10 protein-coding genes are annotated in these 16,101 nt (G+C 69.6%); 6 read left to right on the top strand and 4 right to left on the bottom strand.

Translation table 11 applies throughout. The features are described 5' to 3' along the window. The first annotated feature begins 37 nt into the window (after window positions 1-37). The 3 genes from leuD (at window position 38) to AAHF99_RS13910 (ending at window position 2,605) form a co-directional block, all read left to right on the top strand. Window positions 38-640: a 3-isopropylmalate dehydratase small subunit gene (leuD, locus tag AAHF99_RS13920; RefSeq protein WP_342164962.1), complete on the top strand. Its 603-nt coding sequence runs from the start codon at window positions 38-40 to the stop codon at window positions 638-640. 105 nt (window positions 641-745) lie between these two features. Further along, the gene (locus AAHF99_RS13915) at window positions 746-1,942 is read left to right on the top strand and encodes a lytic murein transglycosylase (protein WP_342164961.1); all 1,197 of its coding nucleotides are present in this window, start codon (window positions 746-748) and stop codon (window positions 1,940-1,942) included. 57 nt (window positions 1,943-1,999) lie between these two features. Further along, the gene (locus tag AAHF99_RS13910) at window positions 2,000-2,605 is read left to right on the top strand and encodes a LysE family translocator (protein ID WP_342164960.1); all 606 of its coding nucleotides are present in this window, start codon (window positions 2,000-2,002) and stop codon (window positions 2,603-2,605) included. 82 nt (window positions 2,606-2,687) lie between these two features. Here AAHF99_RS13910 and rplS read toward each other — a convergent pair whose 3' ends face one another. The 4 genes from rplS to argB form a co-directional block, all read right to left on the bottom strand. Next, complete coding sequence (rplS, locus tag AAHF99_RS13905; RefSeq protein ID WP_342164958.1) at window positions 2,688-3,095, bottom strand: 50S ribosomal protein L19; 408 nt, start codon at window positions 3,093-3,095, stop codon at window positions 2,688-2,690. A 118-nt stretch (window positions 3,096-3,213) separates the two neighbouring features. After that, window positions 3,214-3,624: a metallopeptidase family protein gene (locus AAHF99_RS13900; protein ID WP_342164957.1), complete on the bottom strand. Its 411-nt coding sequence runs from the start codon at window positions 3,622-3,624 to the stop codon at window positions 3,214-3,216. Further along, the gene (locus AAHF99_RS13895) at window positions 3,621-4,355 is read right to left on the bottom strand and encodes a pyrimidine 5'-nucleotidase (RefSeq protein ID WP_342164956.1); all 735 of its coding nucleotides are present in this window, start codon (window positions 4,353-4,355) and stop codon (window positions 3,621-3,623) included. Before AAHF99_RS13895 ends, AAHF99_RS13900 begins: the two co-directional genes overlap by 4 nt. A gap of 70 nt (window positions 4,356-4,425) precedes the next feature. Further along, complete coding sequence (argB, locus tag AAHF99_RS13890) at window positions 4,426-5,319, bottom strand: acetylglutamate kinase (protein WP_243955950.1); 894 nt, start codon at window positions 5,317-5,319, stop codon at window positions 4,426-4,428. A 265-nt stretch (window positions 5,320-5,584) separates the two neighbouring features. Here argB and AAHF99_RS13885 point away from each other — a divergent pair, with 265 nt between their 5' ends. From AAHF99_RS13885 to AAHF99_RS13875, 3 genes are all read left to right on the top strand, one after another. Beyond that, entirely contained in the window at window positions 5,585-6,916 is a 1,332-nt protein-coding gene (locus AAHF99_RS13885; RefSeq protein WP_243955949.1) for a UDP-glucose dehydrogenase family protein, read from the top strand. 367 nt (window positions 6,917-7,283) lie between these two features. Continuing rightward, window positions 7,284-14,726 carry an SDR family NAD(P)-dependent oxidoreductase gene (locus AAHF99_RS13880; protein ID WP_342164955.1) on the top strand — a complete coding sequence of 2,481 codons (7,443 nt, stop codon included), beginning with the start codon at window positions 7,284-7,286 and terminating at the stop codon, window positions 14,724-14,726. Beyond that, entirely contained in the window at window positions 14,723-16,087 is a 1,365-nt protein-coding gene (locus AAHF99_RS13875; protein WP_342164954.1) for an aminotransferase class I/II-fold pyridoxal phosphate-dependent enzyme, read from the top strand. Before AAHF99_RS13880 ends, AAHF99_RS13875 begins: the two co-directional genes overlap by 4 nt. Window positions 16,088-16,101 lie beyond the last annotated feature (14 nt).

Here is a 16,101-nt window from a genome sequence, read left to right as displayed (position 1 = left end):
GAGCGATTCCAGAAACCCGACCGGCACCAAAGAGACGATGGACAAGTTCACGACCCTGGAGGGCGTCGCGGCGCCCATGCGGACGATCAACGTCGATACCGACCGGATCATTCCGGCCAAGTATCTCAAGACGATCAAGCGCACCGGCCTCGGCAAGAGCCTGTTCGCGGAGATGCGCTACCGCGAGGACGGCTCCGAGAACCCGGACTTCATCCTGAACCAGCCGGCCTACCGCCAGTCCAAGATCCTCGTGGTCGGCGACAATTTCGGCTGCGGCTCGTCCCGCGAGCACGCCCCCTGGGCGCTGGCCGATTTCGGCATCCGCTGCGTGATCTCCACGAGCTTCGCCGACATCTTCTTCAACAACTGCGCGAAGAACGGCATCCTGGCGATCCGCGTCGCGCCGGAGGATCTGGAGAAGCTGTTCGAGGATGCCGAGCGCGGCGCCAACGCCACGCTGACCGTCGATCTCGAAACCCAGACGATCCGGGGCCCGGATGGCGGCACCCTGCATTTCGACATCGAGCCCGGCCGCAAGCACAACCTGCTGAACGGGCTCGATGAGATCGGCACGACGCTGGAGCGCGGCTCGGCCATCGACGCCTACGAGCAGAAGCTCGCCGCGCGTGAATGGGCCTGAGGCCTCGGGCGACTGGGGGTGACGGGCGTTTCGTCACCCTTCGTTAACCCTCATGCCGCCTGAATCCGCGCCCAGATTCCGCCTGCCGACATGAGGATTCCCGCCATGCCGAAGCCGACCAACGGACAGGGGCTCGCCGTGGCGCTGAGCCTTCTCGCCGGCCTCTCGGCGGTGCCCGCCCGCGCCGATTTCGACGGGTGTCTCGCGGGCCTGCGCGCCCAGGCCTCCGCCGCCGGCATCTCGGGCCGGGCGTTCGAGGCCGCCACCGCCGGCATCGCCTACGACGACAAGGTGATCGAGCTCTCGCAGGCGCAGCCCGAGTTCAAGACGCCGATCTGGGACTACATGGCCGCCCTCGTGGACGACGAGCGGGTCGAGGACGGGCGCGCCGCCATGCGCCAGCACGCCGACGCCCTCGCCCGCGCCGAGGCCCGCTACGGCGTGGACCGCTACACCATCGCCGCCGTGTGGGGCGTGGAATCGAACTTCGGCAAGAACCTCGGCAAGATGCCGCTGGTGCAGTCGCTCGCCACCCTCGCCTGCTCCGGCAACCGCCGCCGGGACTTCTTCCGGGGCGAGCTGATGGCCACCCTGAAGATCATCGACCGGGGCGACATCGCGCCGGAGCGGCTGACCGGCTCCTGGGCCGGCGCCTTCGGCCAGACCCAGTTCATGCCGACCACCTACCAGCGCCTCGCGGTCGACGGCGACGGCGACGGGCGCCGCGACGTGGTCGATTCGGTGGCGGATGCCGTCGCCTCCACGGCGAACTTCCTGCACGTCGCCAAGTGGCAGAACGGCCAGCCCTGGGGCTACGAGGTGCGCTTGCCTTCGGGCTTCAACGTCTCCGCCGCCGGCCGGAAGAACAAGAAGCCGGTCTCGCACTGGGCGTCGCTCGGCGTCACTCGCCTCGACGGGCGCCCCCTTTCGGGCGAGGGCGCGGCGGGCATCATCGCCCCGGCCGGCGCGGGCGGCCCGGCCTTCCTCGTGACGCGGAACTTCGACGCGATCTATTCCTACAACGCCGCCGAATCCTACGGCCTCGCCATCGCCGTCCTGTCCGACCGCCTGCGCGGCCGTCCCGGCGTGCAGGTGGCATGGCCGACCGACGATCCGCCCCTGTCGCGGGCCGAGCGCCGCGACCTGCAGGTGCGCCTCACCAGCATGGGCTACGATGTCGGCGAGCCGGACGGGAAGGTCGGCCAGAAGACCCGCGACGCAATCAAGGACATCGAGCGCAAGCTCGGCATGCCGGCGACCGGCCGTCCCGGCGGCAAGGTGCTCGAAGCCCTGCGCCGCTGAGCCTTCGAGCCGCGACGGCGATGGGCTAGGCTCGGCGGATCGATTCGCCGGGTTCCGATGTCGCTCTCCGTCTATCTCACCTTCGTCGGCGCCTCGGTCGGGCTGATCCTCCTGCCCGGCCCCAACGTGGCGCTCATCCTCGCGACGAGCCTCAGCCAGGGCCTGCGCGCGGGGCTCGCGACCGTGCTCGGCGCCGCCCTCGCCATGGTGCTGCAATTGACAGTCGTCGTCCTCGGCGCCGGCATCCTGCTGGAGATGTCGGCGGCGTGGTTCGCGGTGCTGCGCTGGATCGGTGTCGCCTATCTCGTCCTGCTGGCGGTCCATGCTTGGACCGCGCGGCCGAAGCCGGCGGCGACGCAGCCGGCCGGGACGGGACGCAGCGTGGCCAAGGGGTTCTTCGTCTCCCTGACGAACCCGAAGACGCTCCTGTTCTTCGGATCCTTCCTGCCGCAATTCGTCGAGCCCGGCCCCGATGCCTTCGGGCAGCTCGTGCTGCTGGCCGCGACGTTCGTCGCTCTGTCCCTGATGCTCGATTCGGTCTGGGCCCTCGCGGCGGGGCGGCTGCGGGCCTTGGCGGCCATGCCCGAGAGGCGGCGCAACCGCCTCGGCGCGGGCTTCTTCCTCGGCGCCGGCATCGGTCTCGCCCTGGCGAGGCATCCCTGACAGCCGATCCGGCGCGGACATGAGAAAGCCCGCCTCGGCCAAGCCGGGCGGGCTGTTTCATGTCGGCCTGGGCGTCGAAGAATTACTCGGCGGCGGCGGGAGCCGGGGCCGGAGCGCCCTTGGCGGGCTTCGCGGTCCGGTCGACGCGCTCGACGATACGGGCCGACTTCCCGCGACGGTCGCGCAGGTAGTACAGCTTGGCGCGACGCACCTTGCCGCGACGGACCACCTTGATCGAATCGATCATCGGGGAGTGGACCGGGAAGACGCGCTCGACGCCCTCGCCGTAGGAGATCTTGCGGACGGTGAAGCTCTCATTGAGGCCGCCGCCAGAACGGGCGATGCACACGCCCTCGTAGGCCTGGACGCGGGTCCGCTCGCCTTCCTTCACGCGAACGTTGACGATGACCGTGTCGCCCGGCTCGAAATCGGGAATGGTCTTGGCGAGGCGCGCGACTTCCTCGCGCTCCAGCTGCTCGATGATGTTCATGACAATGCTCCAGCCGTTGCGCCCAACCGCCCCGAGGGTGGCGAGCACCAGGATTTCGGCGATCCTGTTGTGAGTTGGCGCGGTCCCTACACCAGCGCGGCGCTCTTGTCGATGCCCGTCAGACCTCGCCGGCGGCGGCTTCGATGCGGTCCATGTCCTCGTCGGAGAGGCCGAAATGGTGGCCGATCTCATGGACCAGCACATGGGTGACGAGATCGCCCAGCGTCTCGTCGTGCTCGGCCCAGTAATCGAGGATCGGCCGGCGATAGAGCCATACGGAGTTCGGCATCCGCCCCGTCTCGACCTCGCCGGACTGCGCGAGCCCGACGCCCCGGAACAGGCCGAGAATGTCGAACTCGCTCTCGCAGTTCATCTCGTCGAGCGTCTGCTCGTCGGGGAAATCCTCGACATGGATCGTCACGCCCGCGCAGCGGGTGCGGAAGGCCAGCGGCAGGGCGGCGAAGGCGTCGTGCGCCAGGGCCTCGATCTCGGCGAGGTCCGGCGCCCGCAGTCCCGCGAGGCCGCTCATGCCGTGCCGACCACCGGCTGCACGCAGGTGGTGAGGAAGCCCGCGAGGTCGTCGGTGATGTGGTCGATATGCGGCTCCTGCACCGCCTCCTGCTCGAACGCCTCGCGATAGGGGTCGATGATCCGGGGCACCACGAGGACCGTCGCCATGCCGAGGTCGTGCGGCACGGCGAGGTTGCGGGCGATGTCCTCGAACAGGGCCGAGCGCGTCGGCTCGACGCCATGGGCCTTCAGGAAGCGCTCGTAGGTGACGCGCTCGGGCTTCGGCACGAAATCGGCCGCCGCGATGTCGAACACGTCCTCGAAATGGTCGAGGATGCCGAGCTTGGCCGCGACATTCTCCGCGTGGCGGCGGGAGCCGTTCGTGAGGATCAGCTTGCGGCCGGGCAGCTTCTCGATCGCCGCGCCGAGGGGGGCGTCGAGCTTGATCGTCGAGTGGTCGATGTCGTGGGCGAAGTCGAGGAAGTCGTGCGGATCCACGCCCTCCTCGACCATCAGCGCCTTCAGGGTCGTCCCGTAGCGGTGGTAGAAGTACTTCTGCAGGGCCCGCGCCGAGATGGCATCGAGCCCGTAGAGGCGCATCACGTAGAGGGTGATGCGCTCATCGACCTGCGGCCAGACCCGCGCGTCGCTCGGATAGAGCGTGTTGTCGAGATCGAACACCCAGGTGTCGACATCGCCGAAGCCCCGGGCACCCGGGGCGGTGAAGTGGTCTTGCGTCGGCTGATACAAGGAATCCGTCGCAGGAAAGAGGGGCGGCCCGAGGCCGGGCGACGACAATGCGCGGAGACGGCCGAGGTTGCTAGCCCCGCCGAATCAGCGTTCCGGCGCCGTAATTCGTGAACAGCTCCAGCAGAACCGCGTGGTTCACTTTCCCGTCGAGGATGACCACGGCCTCCACGCCCCGGTCGAGGGCGTACATGCAGGTTTCGATCTTCGGGATCATGCCGCCGGTGATGGTGCCGTCCGCGATGAGGCGGCGGCAATCCTCGACAGTGAGTTCGGGAATGAGCTTCTTGTCCTTGTCGAGCACGCCCGGCACGTCGGTCAGCAGCAGCAGGCGCTTGGCCCGCAGCGCCCCGGCGATGGCGCCCGCGAAGGTGTCGGCGTTGACGTTGTAGGTCTGCCCGTCGGCCCCGTAGGCCACGGGGGCCAGGACCGGGATCAGCTCCGCCTTCAGAACCGCGTCGAGGACGCCGCGCTCGACATGCTCGGGCTCGCCGACGAGGCCGAGGTCGAGCACCTGCTCCTCGTTGCTCTCGGGATCGCGGAACGTCTTCATGGCGCGCTTGGCGCGGACCATGTTGCCGTCCTTGCCGCACAAGCCGATGGCCCGGCCGCCCTGCCCCGAGATCCAGCCGACGATCTGCTTATTGATGGAGCCGGCGAGCACCATCTCCACCACCTCGACGGTGGCGGCGTCGGTGACGCGCAGGCCGCCCCGGAATTCGGATTGGATGCCGAGCCGGTCGAGCATCCGGCCGATCTGCGGCCCGCCGCCATGGACCACGAGGGGCTTCAGGCCGGATTGTTCGAGGAGGACCACGTCCTGCGCGAAGGTCTGCGCCGCCTCCGCATCGCCCATCGCGTGGCCGCCGTACTTGATGAGCACGATCTCCTGATCGTAGCGCTGCATGTGCGGCAGCGCCTGGGCGAGGATCTCGGCGCGCACGTGCACGTTCGGCAGTTCGGTCATCGCGGTCCTTTGCCAGCTTTCCCACCCGGGTTCGGCGGGGGCTCGGGTCTCAGGGCGGTGTGCTTCTACAGGACTTGTCCGGGCCGTTGAAGCCGCCATCGGCGCGTGGCGCGCATTCCGGCGCTGTCAAAAAACCGTCGTGATTTCGCGGTGTTGCTGCGTGGCTACAGATCGGGTCGCGCGAGCGCGGCCCGGTTGCGCCGACGCCGTGAGCGGCACATGCTGCGATGCGGCACGCCGCCCGGTCGGCTGCCGGGAGATTGGCATGCGTATCGCGATGATCGGGGCGGGCTATGTCGGACTGGTGTCCGGTGCCTGCCTCGCGGATTTCGGCCACGACGTCGTCTGCATCGACCGCGACCCGGCCAAGATCGCCGCCCTCGAACAGGGCCGGATGCCGATCTACGAGCCGGGGCTCGAATCCCTCGTCGCGGACAACGTGCGCCAGGGCCGGCTCTCGTTCCGCACGGAACTGCGTGAGGCGGTGGCCGGCGCCGACGCCGTGTTCATCGCGGTGGGCACGCCCTCCCGCCGGGGCGACGGCTTCGCGGACCTGTCCTTCGTCCACGATGCGGCGCGCGAGATCGCCGGGGCCCTGTCGGGCTACACGGTCGTCGTGACCAAATCGACGGTGCCGGTGGGCACGGGCGACGAGGTGGAGCGCATCATCCGCGAGACGGTGCCGCAGGCCGAGTTCGCCGTGGTGTCGAACCCGGAATTCCTGCGCGAAGGCGCCGCCATCGGCGACTTCAAGCGCCCCGACCGGATCGTCGTCGGCACCGAGGATCCCCGCGCCGAGGCGGTGATGCGGGAGGTCTACCGCCCGCTCTACCTCAACGCCTCGCCGATCCTCGTGACGGGACGCCGCACGGCCGAACTGACCAAATACGCGGCCAACGCATTCCTGGCGGCCAAGATCACCTTCATCAACGAGATGGCCGACCTGTGCGAGGCGGTCGGCGCCGACGTGCAGCAGGTGGCACGCGGTATCGGCCTCGATGGGCGCATCGGCACGAAGTTCCTCCATGCCGGGCCGGGCTATGGCGGCTCGTGCTTCCCCAAGGATACGCTGGCCCTGGCCAAGACGGCGCAGGACCACGGGATGCCCCTGCGCATCGTGGAGACGGTGGTCGCCGTCAACGACCAGCGCAAGCGCGCGATGGCGCGCAAGGTGATCCGCGCCTGCGGCGGTTCGGTGCGCGGCAAGACCATCGCCCTCCTCGGCCTCACCTTCAAGCCCGACACGGACGACATGCGCGAGGCGCCCTCGCTCGCCATCGCCGCCGGGCTGCAGGACGGCGGCGCCAAGGTGCGGGCCTACGATCCCGAGGGGATCGAGCAGGCGCGCCCGCTCCTGCCCGCCGTCTCCTTCGCGGAGGATGCCTATTCCTGTGCAGAAGGGGCCGACGCGGTGGTGATCGTCACCGAGTGGAACGCCTTCCGCGCCCTCGATCTCAAGCGTCTTCATATGGCGATGCGCACGCCGGTTCTGGTCGATCTGCGCAACATCTACGACCCCGCTATCGCAGCGCAGCATGGATTTGCCTATCAGGGCGTCGGTCGTAGCGCCGGGACGGCCTCGACGTCCGAAGCCTGAGTGAATCGCACCGGCGAACGACCGGGCGATACTGGCGATGACCGTGGGCCGGCGCGGCCGTGATTTGCCGCGCGTCAACGGATAGACTGTCGCAGCACAATGCTTCCAAGCAGAGCAGTACCGAGTTCGGATGATGAATCAATCATCACGGTAGCGCTGCCCTGGATTCGAAATTGGCTTTTATGCGGCAGCGATTGTGGATTGCGCTGATGAATACATGTCACATCGCGGCGCAAATTCTCTCTAGGTGGAAGTCCTAGCCCGGCGCGAGGTTGGACACCGCATTGACGCCATACTAAGGGACCAGATGGTCCTCACTCGTCGAGAGCCGAGCCACCTTACCTTCACGAGCGCCCGCGAACCGAACGTGACACAACGCACAGATATCGCGATCGTCGGACGCGCCTGCCGACTCCCCGGGGCGCCGAGCGTCGAGGGCCTGTGGCAGCTGCTTTCGGAGGGCCGCTGCGCGGTCACCACCCTGCCCCCGGACCGCTTCTCCCTCGAACGGTTTCTGCATCCGCGCGCCCATGAGCGCGGCAAGAGCTACACCTTCGCGGCGGGCGCGCTCGAGGACGTCTGGTCGTTCGATCCCACCGTGTTCGGCATCTCCCCCCGTGAGGCCGAGCAGATGGATCCGCAGCAGCGGATGCTGCTGGAACTGACCTGGGAAGCGCTGGAAGATGCCGGTCTGCGGCCCTCGGCCGTCGCGGGCAGCCAGATCGGCGTGTTCGTCGGCGCCTCGTCGCTGGATCACGGCAACCTGCGCATCATGGATGCGCCCTCGGGCGACGCCTACACCGCCACCGGCAACACGCTTTCGATCCTCTCGAACCGTATCTCCTACATCTACGACCTGAAGGGTCCGAGCTTCACCGTCGACACGGCCTGCTCGTCCTCTCTCGTCGCCTTCGACAACGCCGTCCAGGCGATTCGCTCCGGCCGGATCGACACCGCCATCGTGGCGGGCGTGAACGTGCTGGCGAGCCCGTTCAACTTCATCTGCTTCTCCGCCGCGCAGATGCTCTCGCGCACCGGCTTGTGCCAAGCTTTCTCCAAGAACGCCGACGGCTACGTGCGCTCCGAGGGCGGCGTGGTGCTGGTTTTGCGCTCGGCCGAGGCAGCGCGCCGCGCCGGCTCCACCGTGCGCGCGGTCGTGGCCGCCTCCGGCGTGAACTCCGACGGCCGCACCACCGGCATCTCCCTGCCCTCCGGCTACGCCCAGGCGGCGCTGCTGGAGCAGGTCTATCGCGAGGCCGAAATCGCCGTCGATGACCTCGCCTTCATGGAGGCGCACGGCACCGGCACGCCGGTCGGCGACCCCATCGAGGCGTCGGCCATCGGCACCAAGCTCGGCAAGGGGCGCGGCGTCCCGCTGCCCATCGGCTCGATCAAGACCAATATCGGCCATACCGAGCCGGTCTCGGGTCTCGCGGGCCTGATGAAGGCGACTCTCGCCCTCGAACACAATCTCGTGCCGCCCTCGCTGCACGCCGCCGAACTGAACCCCGAGATCCCCTTCGGCGATCTGAACCTGCACGTCGTGCGGCAGGCGCTGCCGATCACCCGTGGCAGCCGCCAGCGCTTCGCGGGCGTGAACTCCTTCGGCTTCGGCGGTACCAACGCCCACGTCGTCATCACCGATGCCGACCCGGTCCCGGCCGTGGCGGGCGAGGCGGCGCGCGCGCCGCAGGTGCTGATGATCTCGGCGCAGAGCCGCGCCGCCCTCAACGAACTGGCCCTCGATTACGCCGAGCGCTTCGAGGCCGAGCCGGAGGCCGTGGCCGAAGTCGCCGCCGCCATCGCGCATCGCCGCGAGCGGATGCCCGCGCGCCTCGCCGTCTCGCTGGATGGCCCGGCAGACGTGGCCTCGGCCCTGCGCGCCGTCGGCGAGGGCGAGGATTCCGAGGTGGCGCATACGGGCACCGCCGTAGACCGCGCCGCCGAGGTGGCCTTCGTCTATTCCGGCAACGGCAGCCAATGGGCCGGCATGGGCCGCGAGGCCTACGAGCTGAACACGGTCTTCCGCGACGCCTTCGACAAGATCGACACGCTGTTCCAGACCTACGCCGACTGGTCGCTCAAGGACGCCCTCTACGCCGACGACCTCGATGAGCGGCTCGTCCTGACCAGCGTCTCGCAGCCGCTGATCTTCGCCATCGAGAGCGCTTCGACTACCTCTCTGCGCGCCAAGGGTCTCGTGCCGGCCTACGTGCTCGGCCACAGCGTGGGCGAGATCGCGGCGGCGGAGGCGGCCGGGATCCTCACGCTCGAGGATGCGGTCAAGGTCATTTACTACCGCAGCCACCATCAGGAGACGACGCACGGCCAGGGCACCATGGCGGTGCTGCTGATGCCGGTGGAAGAGGTTCCGGCCTTCCTCAAGGATTTCCCGAGCCTCGACCTCGCGGCGACCAACAGCCCGAAGGCCGTGACGGTGGCCGGGCCGGTGGCCGACATCGACGCCGCGCTCAAGGCGCTGTCGCGCAAGCGCCGCCGGGGCCGGAAGCTCGACCTCGCCTACGCCTTCCACGGAAGGCTGATGGACCCGACCGAGAAGCCGCTGCTGCGCGACCTCGCCGGCCTGCGCCCGCAGGCGGGCGGCACGGCGATGATGTCCACCGTGACCGGCGCGAAGCTCGACGGCTCGACCGTCGGCCCGACCTACTGGTGGCGCAACATCCGCGAGCCAGTGCGCTTCAGCGACGCCGTGCAGGAGGCGACCCGCCAGGGCGCCCGCGTGTTCGTGGAAGTCGGCCCCCGCGCGACCCTCATGTCGCATGTGGGCGATGCGGTGGAGCCGCTCGGCATCGAGATCGCCACCGTCGGCGTCATGCACCGCAAGGCGTCCGGCAGCGACCCCATCGCCAAGGCGGTGAACGCAGCCCTCGTGCTCGGCGCGGCCGTCGATGACGACAAGCTGTTCGGCTCCGCGCCGCGCGGCGACGTGCGCCTGCCGACCTACCCGTGGCAGCGCCGCCCCTTCCGCCTGAACGACACGACCGAGAGCGTCGGCGCCCTGAGCCCCCGCCCCTACCACCCGCTGATCGGCTCGCGGGCCGAGGCGGATGGCCTGGAATGGCACGGCTACGTCGATCCCGAGACGCTGCCCGAGTTGGAGGATCACCGCGTCGAGGGGCAGGTCATCATGCCCGGCGCGGGCTTCGTGGAGATGGCCCTCGCCGCCGCCCAGATCGCGCTGCGCGACGATTCCGTGGTGCTCTCCGAGTTCGAGATCGTCGCGCCGATGATCTTCGCGGAGGACGCCCTGCGCGAGGTGACGGTGCGCCTCGCCGGCTCCGGCAACGGCATCCAGGTGCTGAGCCGCCCGCGCCTGACCCAGACGCCCTGGCAGCTTCACGCCCAGGCGAAGATCGTCGAGGGCGAGTTCTCGCCCCCGCGCAAGCCGGACCTCGACGGGTTCGACTTCGACACGGCGGGCGATCACGTCCTCTCCGGCGAGGCCCTGTACGGCCGCGCCGAGGCGGCGGGTCTCGGCTTCGGCCCGAGCTTCCGGCAGGTCGCCATGGCGGCGCGCCTCGATGAGGCGACCATCGTCGCCGACCTGAAGCCCGCCGAGGCCGATTCGCGCTTCGCCCTCGTGCCCTCGCGGCTCGATGCCTGCTTCCACGGCCTGATCCTGCTCTTCGCCGACCTCCTCGGAGACGGCGCGGGCAAGGCCTACATCCCCGTGCGCTTCGGCGAGATCCGCCTCGTGCGGCCGGGCGCCGTCATCGCGCGGTCGGTGATTCGCACCCGCCGCGCCAACGAGCGTTCGATCCTCGCCGACTTCACCCTGCTCGACGCCAAGGGCGAGGTCATCGCCACGATCCGCGAGGGCCGGTTCCAGGCCCTGCGCACGAAGGGTGGCGACGAGCTCGCGGCCTACGCGATCACCCAGCGGGCGGAACTCGCCACCGAGCCGACGGCGATTCCGATGGAGCGTCGCCCGAGCGTCGCGGCGCGCCTGCGCCCGCTGACGCAGCCGGTGAAGGGCTCGGCCGACGCCAGCCTGTCGCCGGGGCACTTGCTCCTCGAAGGCTGGGCGACCTCGCTCGCCTTCCGCCTCGCCAAGGGTCTGGCGGAGCAATCCGGTCAGGTGGCCCTGAGCGATCCCCGCCTGCCGGCGGCGCTGCGGCCCTGGCTCGTCAACGCCCTTTATGCCCTCGAAAGCAGCGGCCTCGCCGAGCACGAGACCGACGCGTGGCGCCTCAATGACGGCTCGGCCCTGCCCGCGCCCGACGAGATCATGCGCTGGATCGCGGCGGACCATCCCGACCTCTCGGCCGAACTGGTCCTGATCGCGGATGTCGGCGCCACGGTGGACCGCATTCTCGCGGGTGACGTCACCGACCTGCCGAACCTGCCGCAGAGCGCGGTGGATGCCTTCATCCTGCGTTCGGCCACGTCCCGCCATTCGGCCAACGCCCTGGCGAGCCTGTTCGACGGCGCCCTCGGGCAGCTTCCGAAGGAGCGGGCGCTGCGGGTGCTGCAGGTGGGCTACGGCCCGCTCTCGGCCCAGGCCGCCGCCTTCGCCACCTCGGCCGAGGCGCGCTTCACCATCTTCGAGACCGATCGGCGGCTCGCCGAGCGGGCGCGTCTCTCCTTCGGCCGCGCCGCGACCCTGATCGAGTCGACCGACGAGCTCACGGCCGGCGGGTTCGATTTGATCATCGGCGCCGGCAGCCTCCACCGGGGCGAGCGCGGCCTCATCGGCAACCTCTCGACGGCCCTGGCGACGGGCGGCCTGATGGTCGCCGTGGAGCCCGGCATCTCCCTGTTCCGCGATCTCGTCTTCGGGCTCACCCCCGATTGGTTCGAGGACGGGATGGGTGGCCTGCCCGTGGGCCGGCTCGACGATGTCGGCGGCTGGCAGCGCACCCTGAGCGCGGCGGGCCTCGTTTCGGTCTCCGTCGATCGTGCGATCTCCGGCAACGGCGACGACCTGCTCCTCGTGGCCGAGGCGCCGGCCCGGCCGGTCCCGGCCGCCGCGCAGAGCTTCGCCTTCATCATCGGCTCGGACGACGATTTCGCCGCCGAGACCGCCTCCTCCCTCGCGACGCTGCTCGTCGCGGGCGGCGTCCATGTCTCGATCATCCTCGATTCCGAGACCTCGCTGATGGAGCTGGAGAAGGAGACGCCGGACACGGTGGTCTTCCTGGCCGGCGCCTTCATGCGCGGCGGCGAGGCGGCCGAGCGCCTGCGCGACCGCTGCCTCAGCCTGAAGCGCTGCGTCGAGCATCTCGGCGCCCGCCAGACCTGCCTCTGGGTCGTGTCGCCCGGCGCCACCCGTGATCGCGGCGGCCAGGCCACGAACGTCGAATCCGGCGTGTGGGCGTTCACCCGCACCCTGGCGAACGAGGTGCCGAACCTCGACATCCGCCGCATCGATCTCTCGCCCGAGATGTCCTCGAAGCGCGCCTCCGAGCGCCTGCGCGACCTCATCCTCTCCGGCACGCCGGAGACGGAGATCGTGCTGGACGACGAGAGCACGCAGGTCGTGCGCTTCCATGCCGGACGGCCGCGCCACCGCGACCCGGCCGACACCGTGCCCGCCCCAGCCGCGCGGCTGGAGCGCAGCAACACGGGCGGCCTCAACGAGATGGTCTGGGGTCCGGCCGAGCGCGTCGCGCCCGGTCGCGGCGAACTGGAGATCGCGGTCGAGGCGACGGGCCTGAACTTCCGCGACGTGCTCTGGGCGCTCTCGATGCTCCCGGAGGAGATCCTGGAGGACGGCTTCGCCGGCCCGCGCCTGGGTCTCGAATGCGCCGGCCGCGTCACGGCGGTCGGGCCGGGGGTGAAGGGCTTCAAGGTGGGCGACGCGGTCGTCGCCTTCGCCCAGTCCGGCTTCTCCACGCATATCGTGGTGCCCGATCTCGTCGTCGCGCCGATGCCGCAGGGCGTCGATCCGATGGCGGCGGCGACGGTGCCGGTGGCCTTCCTCACCGCCTACTACGCCCTCGTCTCCTGTGCCCGGATGCGGCGCGGGGAGTGGGTGCTGGTCCATGGCGGCGCGGGCGGCGTCGGCCTCGCCGCGCTTCAGATCGCCAAGCTCAAGGGCGCCCGCGTCATCGCGACGGCGGGCTCCCGCGAGAAGCGCGCCCTGGTGAAGGCGCTCGGTGCCGAGCACGTCCTCGATTCCCGCTCGCTCGCCTTCGTGGACGACGTGCGGGCGATCACGGGCGAGGGCGTCGACATCGTGCTGAACAGCCTGTTCGGCGAGGCGATGGAGCGCTCCCTCAACGCGCTCCGGCCCTTCGGGCGCTTCGTGGAGCTGGGCAAGCGCGATTACGTCGCCAACACCCATATCGGCCTGCGGCCGTTCCGGCGGAACCTCAGCTACTTTGGCGTCGATCTCGATCAGGTGATCCAGCACCAGGGCGACGACGGCGCGCGGATGTTCCGCGAGGTGATGGCCCTGTTCAACGACGGCGGCCTGAAGCCCCTGCCCTACCAGCCCTTCACCGCGGCCGAGACCTCGGACGCGTTCCGGCTGATGCAGCAATCGGGGCATATCGGAAAGATCGTGATCAGCCCGCCCAAGGCCGGCACGGTCCTCAAGGATGTGGCCAAGCCGTTCGCCGTCTCGGGCGAGGGCGTGCACCTCGTCACCGGCGGTCTCGGCGGCTTCGGCCTGGAGGCGGCGCGCTGGCTCGCGGATCGCGGCGCCCGACACATCGTCCTCTCCGGCCGCAAGGGCGCGACGACCGACGAGGCCAAGGCCCTGCTCGCCGAGCTGACCGGGCGCGGCGTCAAGGTCGAGGCCAAGGCGGTCGATATCACCAGCCGGTCGGCGGTGGACCGGATGCTCGCCGAGATCGAGCGCGGCGGCGCCAAGCTCGCGGGCGTGATCCACGCGGCGGCGGTCCTGCAGGACGGCCTGATCGCCAACATCGACGTCTCGGCGCTCGACGCGGTGATCGGCCCGAAGGTGATCGGCGCCCAGCACCTCGACGCGGCCACCCGCGACCGGCCGCTCGACTACTTCGTGCTGTTCTCCTCGGCCACGACCTTCATCGGCAATCCGGGCCAGGGCTCCTATGTCGCCGCCAACGGCTTCATGGAAGGCCTCGCCCGCCAGCGCCGCCGCCGGGGCCTTCCGGCTCTGGCCGTCGCCTGGGGGGCCATCGGCGATGTGGGCATGCTCGCCCGCAACAAGGCCGTGATGGAGACCCTGGCCGGTCGCGTCGGCGTGACGCCGATGGAAGCCCGCCGCTGCCTCGACCTGATGGCCGACGCCCTGTCGAACCAGGGCACCGCCCCGGACGAGGCGGTGATCGCCATCGCGGCGATGCATTGGGGCAAGGCGCGCGAGCGGCTCGCCACCATGCGCTCGCCGAGCTACGCCGAACTCGGGTCCGACCAGCAGGCGGAGGCCGGCGCGGTCCAGACGATCAATATTGCCTCGCTGCTCAAGGGCTCCGACATCGACACGGTGCGCAAGACCGTGTCGGACGCGATCGTGGACGACATCGCCCGCATCCTGCGCCTGCCGAAGGACGACATCAGCCGCGTGCGTCAGCTCTCGGAGATCGGCCTCGACTCGCTTATGGGCGTGGAACTCGGTGCGAGCCTTCAGGAGCGGTTCGGCCTCGAGTCACCGCCTGCGGGGCTTTCGGCGGGCATGACCGTCAACGAGCTGTCGGATTCCTTAATTCAGGCGGTTTCCGCGCCCATGGACGACACGGCGGGCGTCGCGATGAGCCTCATGGCCAAGCATATCGGCGGTGAGGTGAGTGCGAGCGTCATGGCCCCTCTGCGCGACCTGATCGAGGCGCGCGAGAACGAGAGCAAAGAGACCCAGCGATGACGCAATCTGCGCGGCCCGACGGTGGGCGTGCGGCCCTGGCCGGCTTCGTGACGAACCGCCTCGGGCGTGCGACCCCCCGGCCCGCCCAGGCCAAGGCGCCTGAGGCATCGCGCGTGAGCGCGGCCCAGAACTTCGAGAATCTGCCGGGCTACCGGGAGCTCAAGCTCCAGCGCTCGGCGGCTGAACTGATCGGCCTCGGCAACCCGTTCTTCCGCGTCCATGACGCCAAGGCCGGCGCCACGACGCGGATCGACCAGAAGACCTTCACGAACTTCTCGTCCTACGATTATCTCGGGCTGAACGGACACCCGAAGGTCAGTGGCGCTGCCCGCGAGGCCATCGAAGCCTATGGCACCTCGGCCTCCGCGAGCCGCGTGGTGGCGGGTGAGCGTCCGGGCCATATCAGTCTTGAACAGGCACTCGTTGCTCATTATCGCACCGAGGGCTGCGTGGTGATGGTGAGTGGGCACGCCACCAACGTCACGACCATCGGCGCCCTGCTGGAAGCCGGCGACGTGGTGTTCCACGATGCCCTCTCGCACAACAGCATCGTCACGGGCGTGCAACTCTCGGGGGCGCAGCGCCGCTCCTTCGCCCACAACGACCTCGACGCCTTGGAGAACCTGCTCCAAGCGACGCGCCACGAGCACCGCCGGGCGCTGATCGTGATCGAGGGCCTCTACAGCATGGACGGCGATGCCCCGGATCTCGCCGGCTTCGTCGCCCTGAAGAAGCGCTACGATGCGTGGCTGATGGTGGACGAGGCTCATGGCCTCGGCGTCACCGGCCGCACGGGCGCGGGCCTGTTCGAGCATTGCGGTGTCGATCCGAAGGAGGTCGACATCTGGATGGGCACCCTGTCAAAGACCCTCTCGGGCTGCGGCGGCTACATCTGCGGACCCATCGCACTCATCGAATACCTGAAGCACTCGGCCGGCGGCTTCGTATACAGCGTGGGCATGTCGCCGCCGATCGCGGCGGCCGCCGAGGCCGCGCTCGAGGTGATGCACGCCGAGCCGGAGCGCGTGGAGCGCCTTCGCCGCAACGGCAACCTGTTCCTCGCCACCGCGCGCAAGCTCGGCCTCGATACGGGGACCAGCCTCGGCCTCGCGGTGATCCCGGTGATCGTGGGCGATTCCCTCAAGGCGGTGACGCTGTCCGACCGGCTGTTCAAGCGCGGCATCAACGTGCAGCCGATCATCCACCCGGCGGTGCCGGAGCGCGGCTCGCGCCTGCGCTTCTTCCTGACCTCCGAGCACACGCCGGAGCAGATCACGGACACGGTCAATGCCGTCGCCGAGGAGATGGCTGCCATCGACAAGGGTGGCTCGCTGATCGAGCAGCTTCTCGCCAAGCGCTGACAGGCACCGACCGG

Origin of the sequence: Methylobacterium litchii (assembly GCF_038442315.1) — a bacterium.
Classification (GTDB): Bacteria; Pseudomonadota; Alphaproteobacteria; order Rhizobiales; family Beijerinckiaceae; genus Methylobacterium; species Methylobacterium litchii.
The sequence above is the reverse complement of the archived record's forward strand: the minus strand, read 5'-3'. Positions and strand labels throughout refer to the sequence as shown.

What these genes read in the sequence shown, in the direction of transcription:
- rplS (WP_342164958.1), bottom strand. Translation starts at nt 3,095, where the DNA reads ATGAACATCATCGAGCAGCTGGAGCGCGAGGAAGTCGCGCGCCTCGCC.
- AAHF99_RS13900 (WP_342164957.1), bottom strand. Translation starts at nt 3,624, where the DNA reads ATGAGCGGCCTCGCGGGACTGCGGGCGCCGGACCTCGCCGAGATCGAG.
- argB (WP_243955950.1), bottom strand. Translation starts at nt 5,319, where the DNA reads ATGACCGAACTGCCGAACGTGCACGTGCGCGCCGAGATCCTCGCCCAG.
- AAHF99_RS13885 (WP_243955949.1), top strand. Translation starts at nt 5,585, where the DNA reads ATGCGTATCGCGATGATCGGGGCGGGCTATGTCGGACTGGTGTCCGGT.
- AAHF99_RS13915 (WP_342164961.1), top strand. Translation starts at nt 746, where the DNA reads ATGCCGAAGCCGACCAACGGACAGGGGCTCGCCGTGGCGCTGAGCCTT.
- leuD (WP_342164962.1), top strand. Translation starts at nt 38, where the DNA reads ATGGACAAGTTCACGACCCTGGAGGGCGTCGCGGCGCCCATGCGGACG.
- AAHF99_RS13875 (WP_342164954.1), top strand. Translation starts at nt 14,723, where the DNA reads ATGACGCAATCTGCGCGGCCCGACGGTGGGCGTGCGGCCCTGGCCGGC.
- AAHF99_RS13910 (WP_342164960.1), top strand. Translation starts at nt 2,000, where the DNA reads ATGTCGCTCTCCGTCTATCTCACCTTCGTCGGCGCCTCGGTCGGGCTG.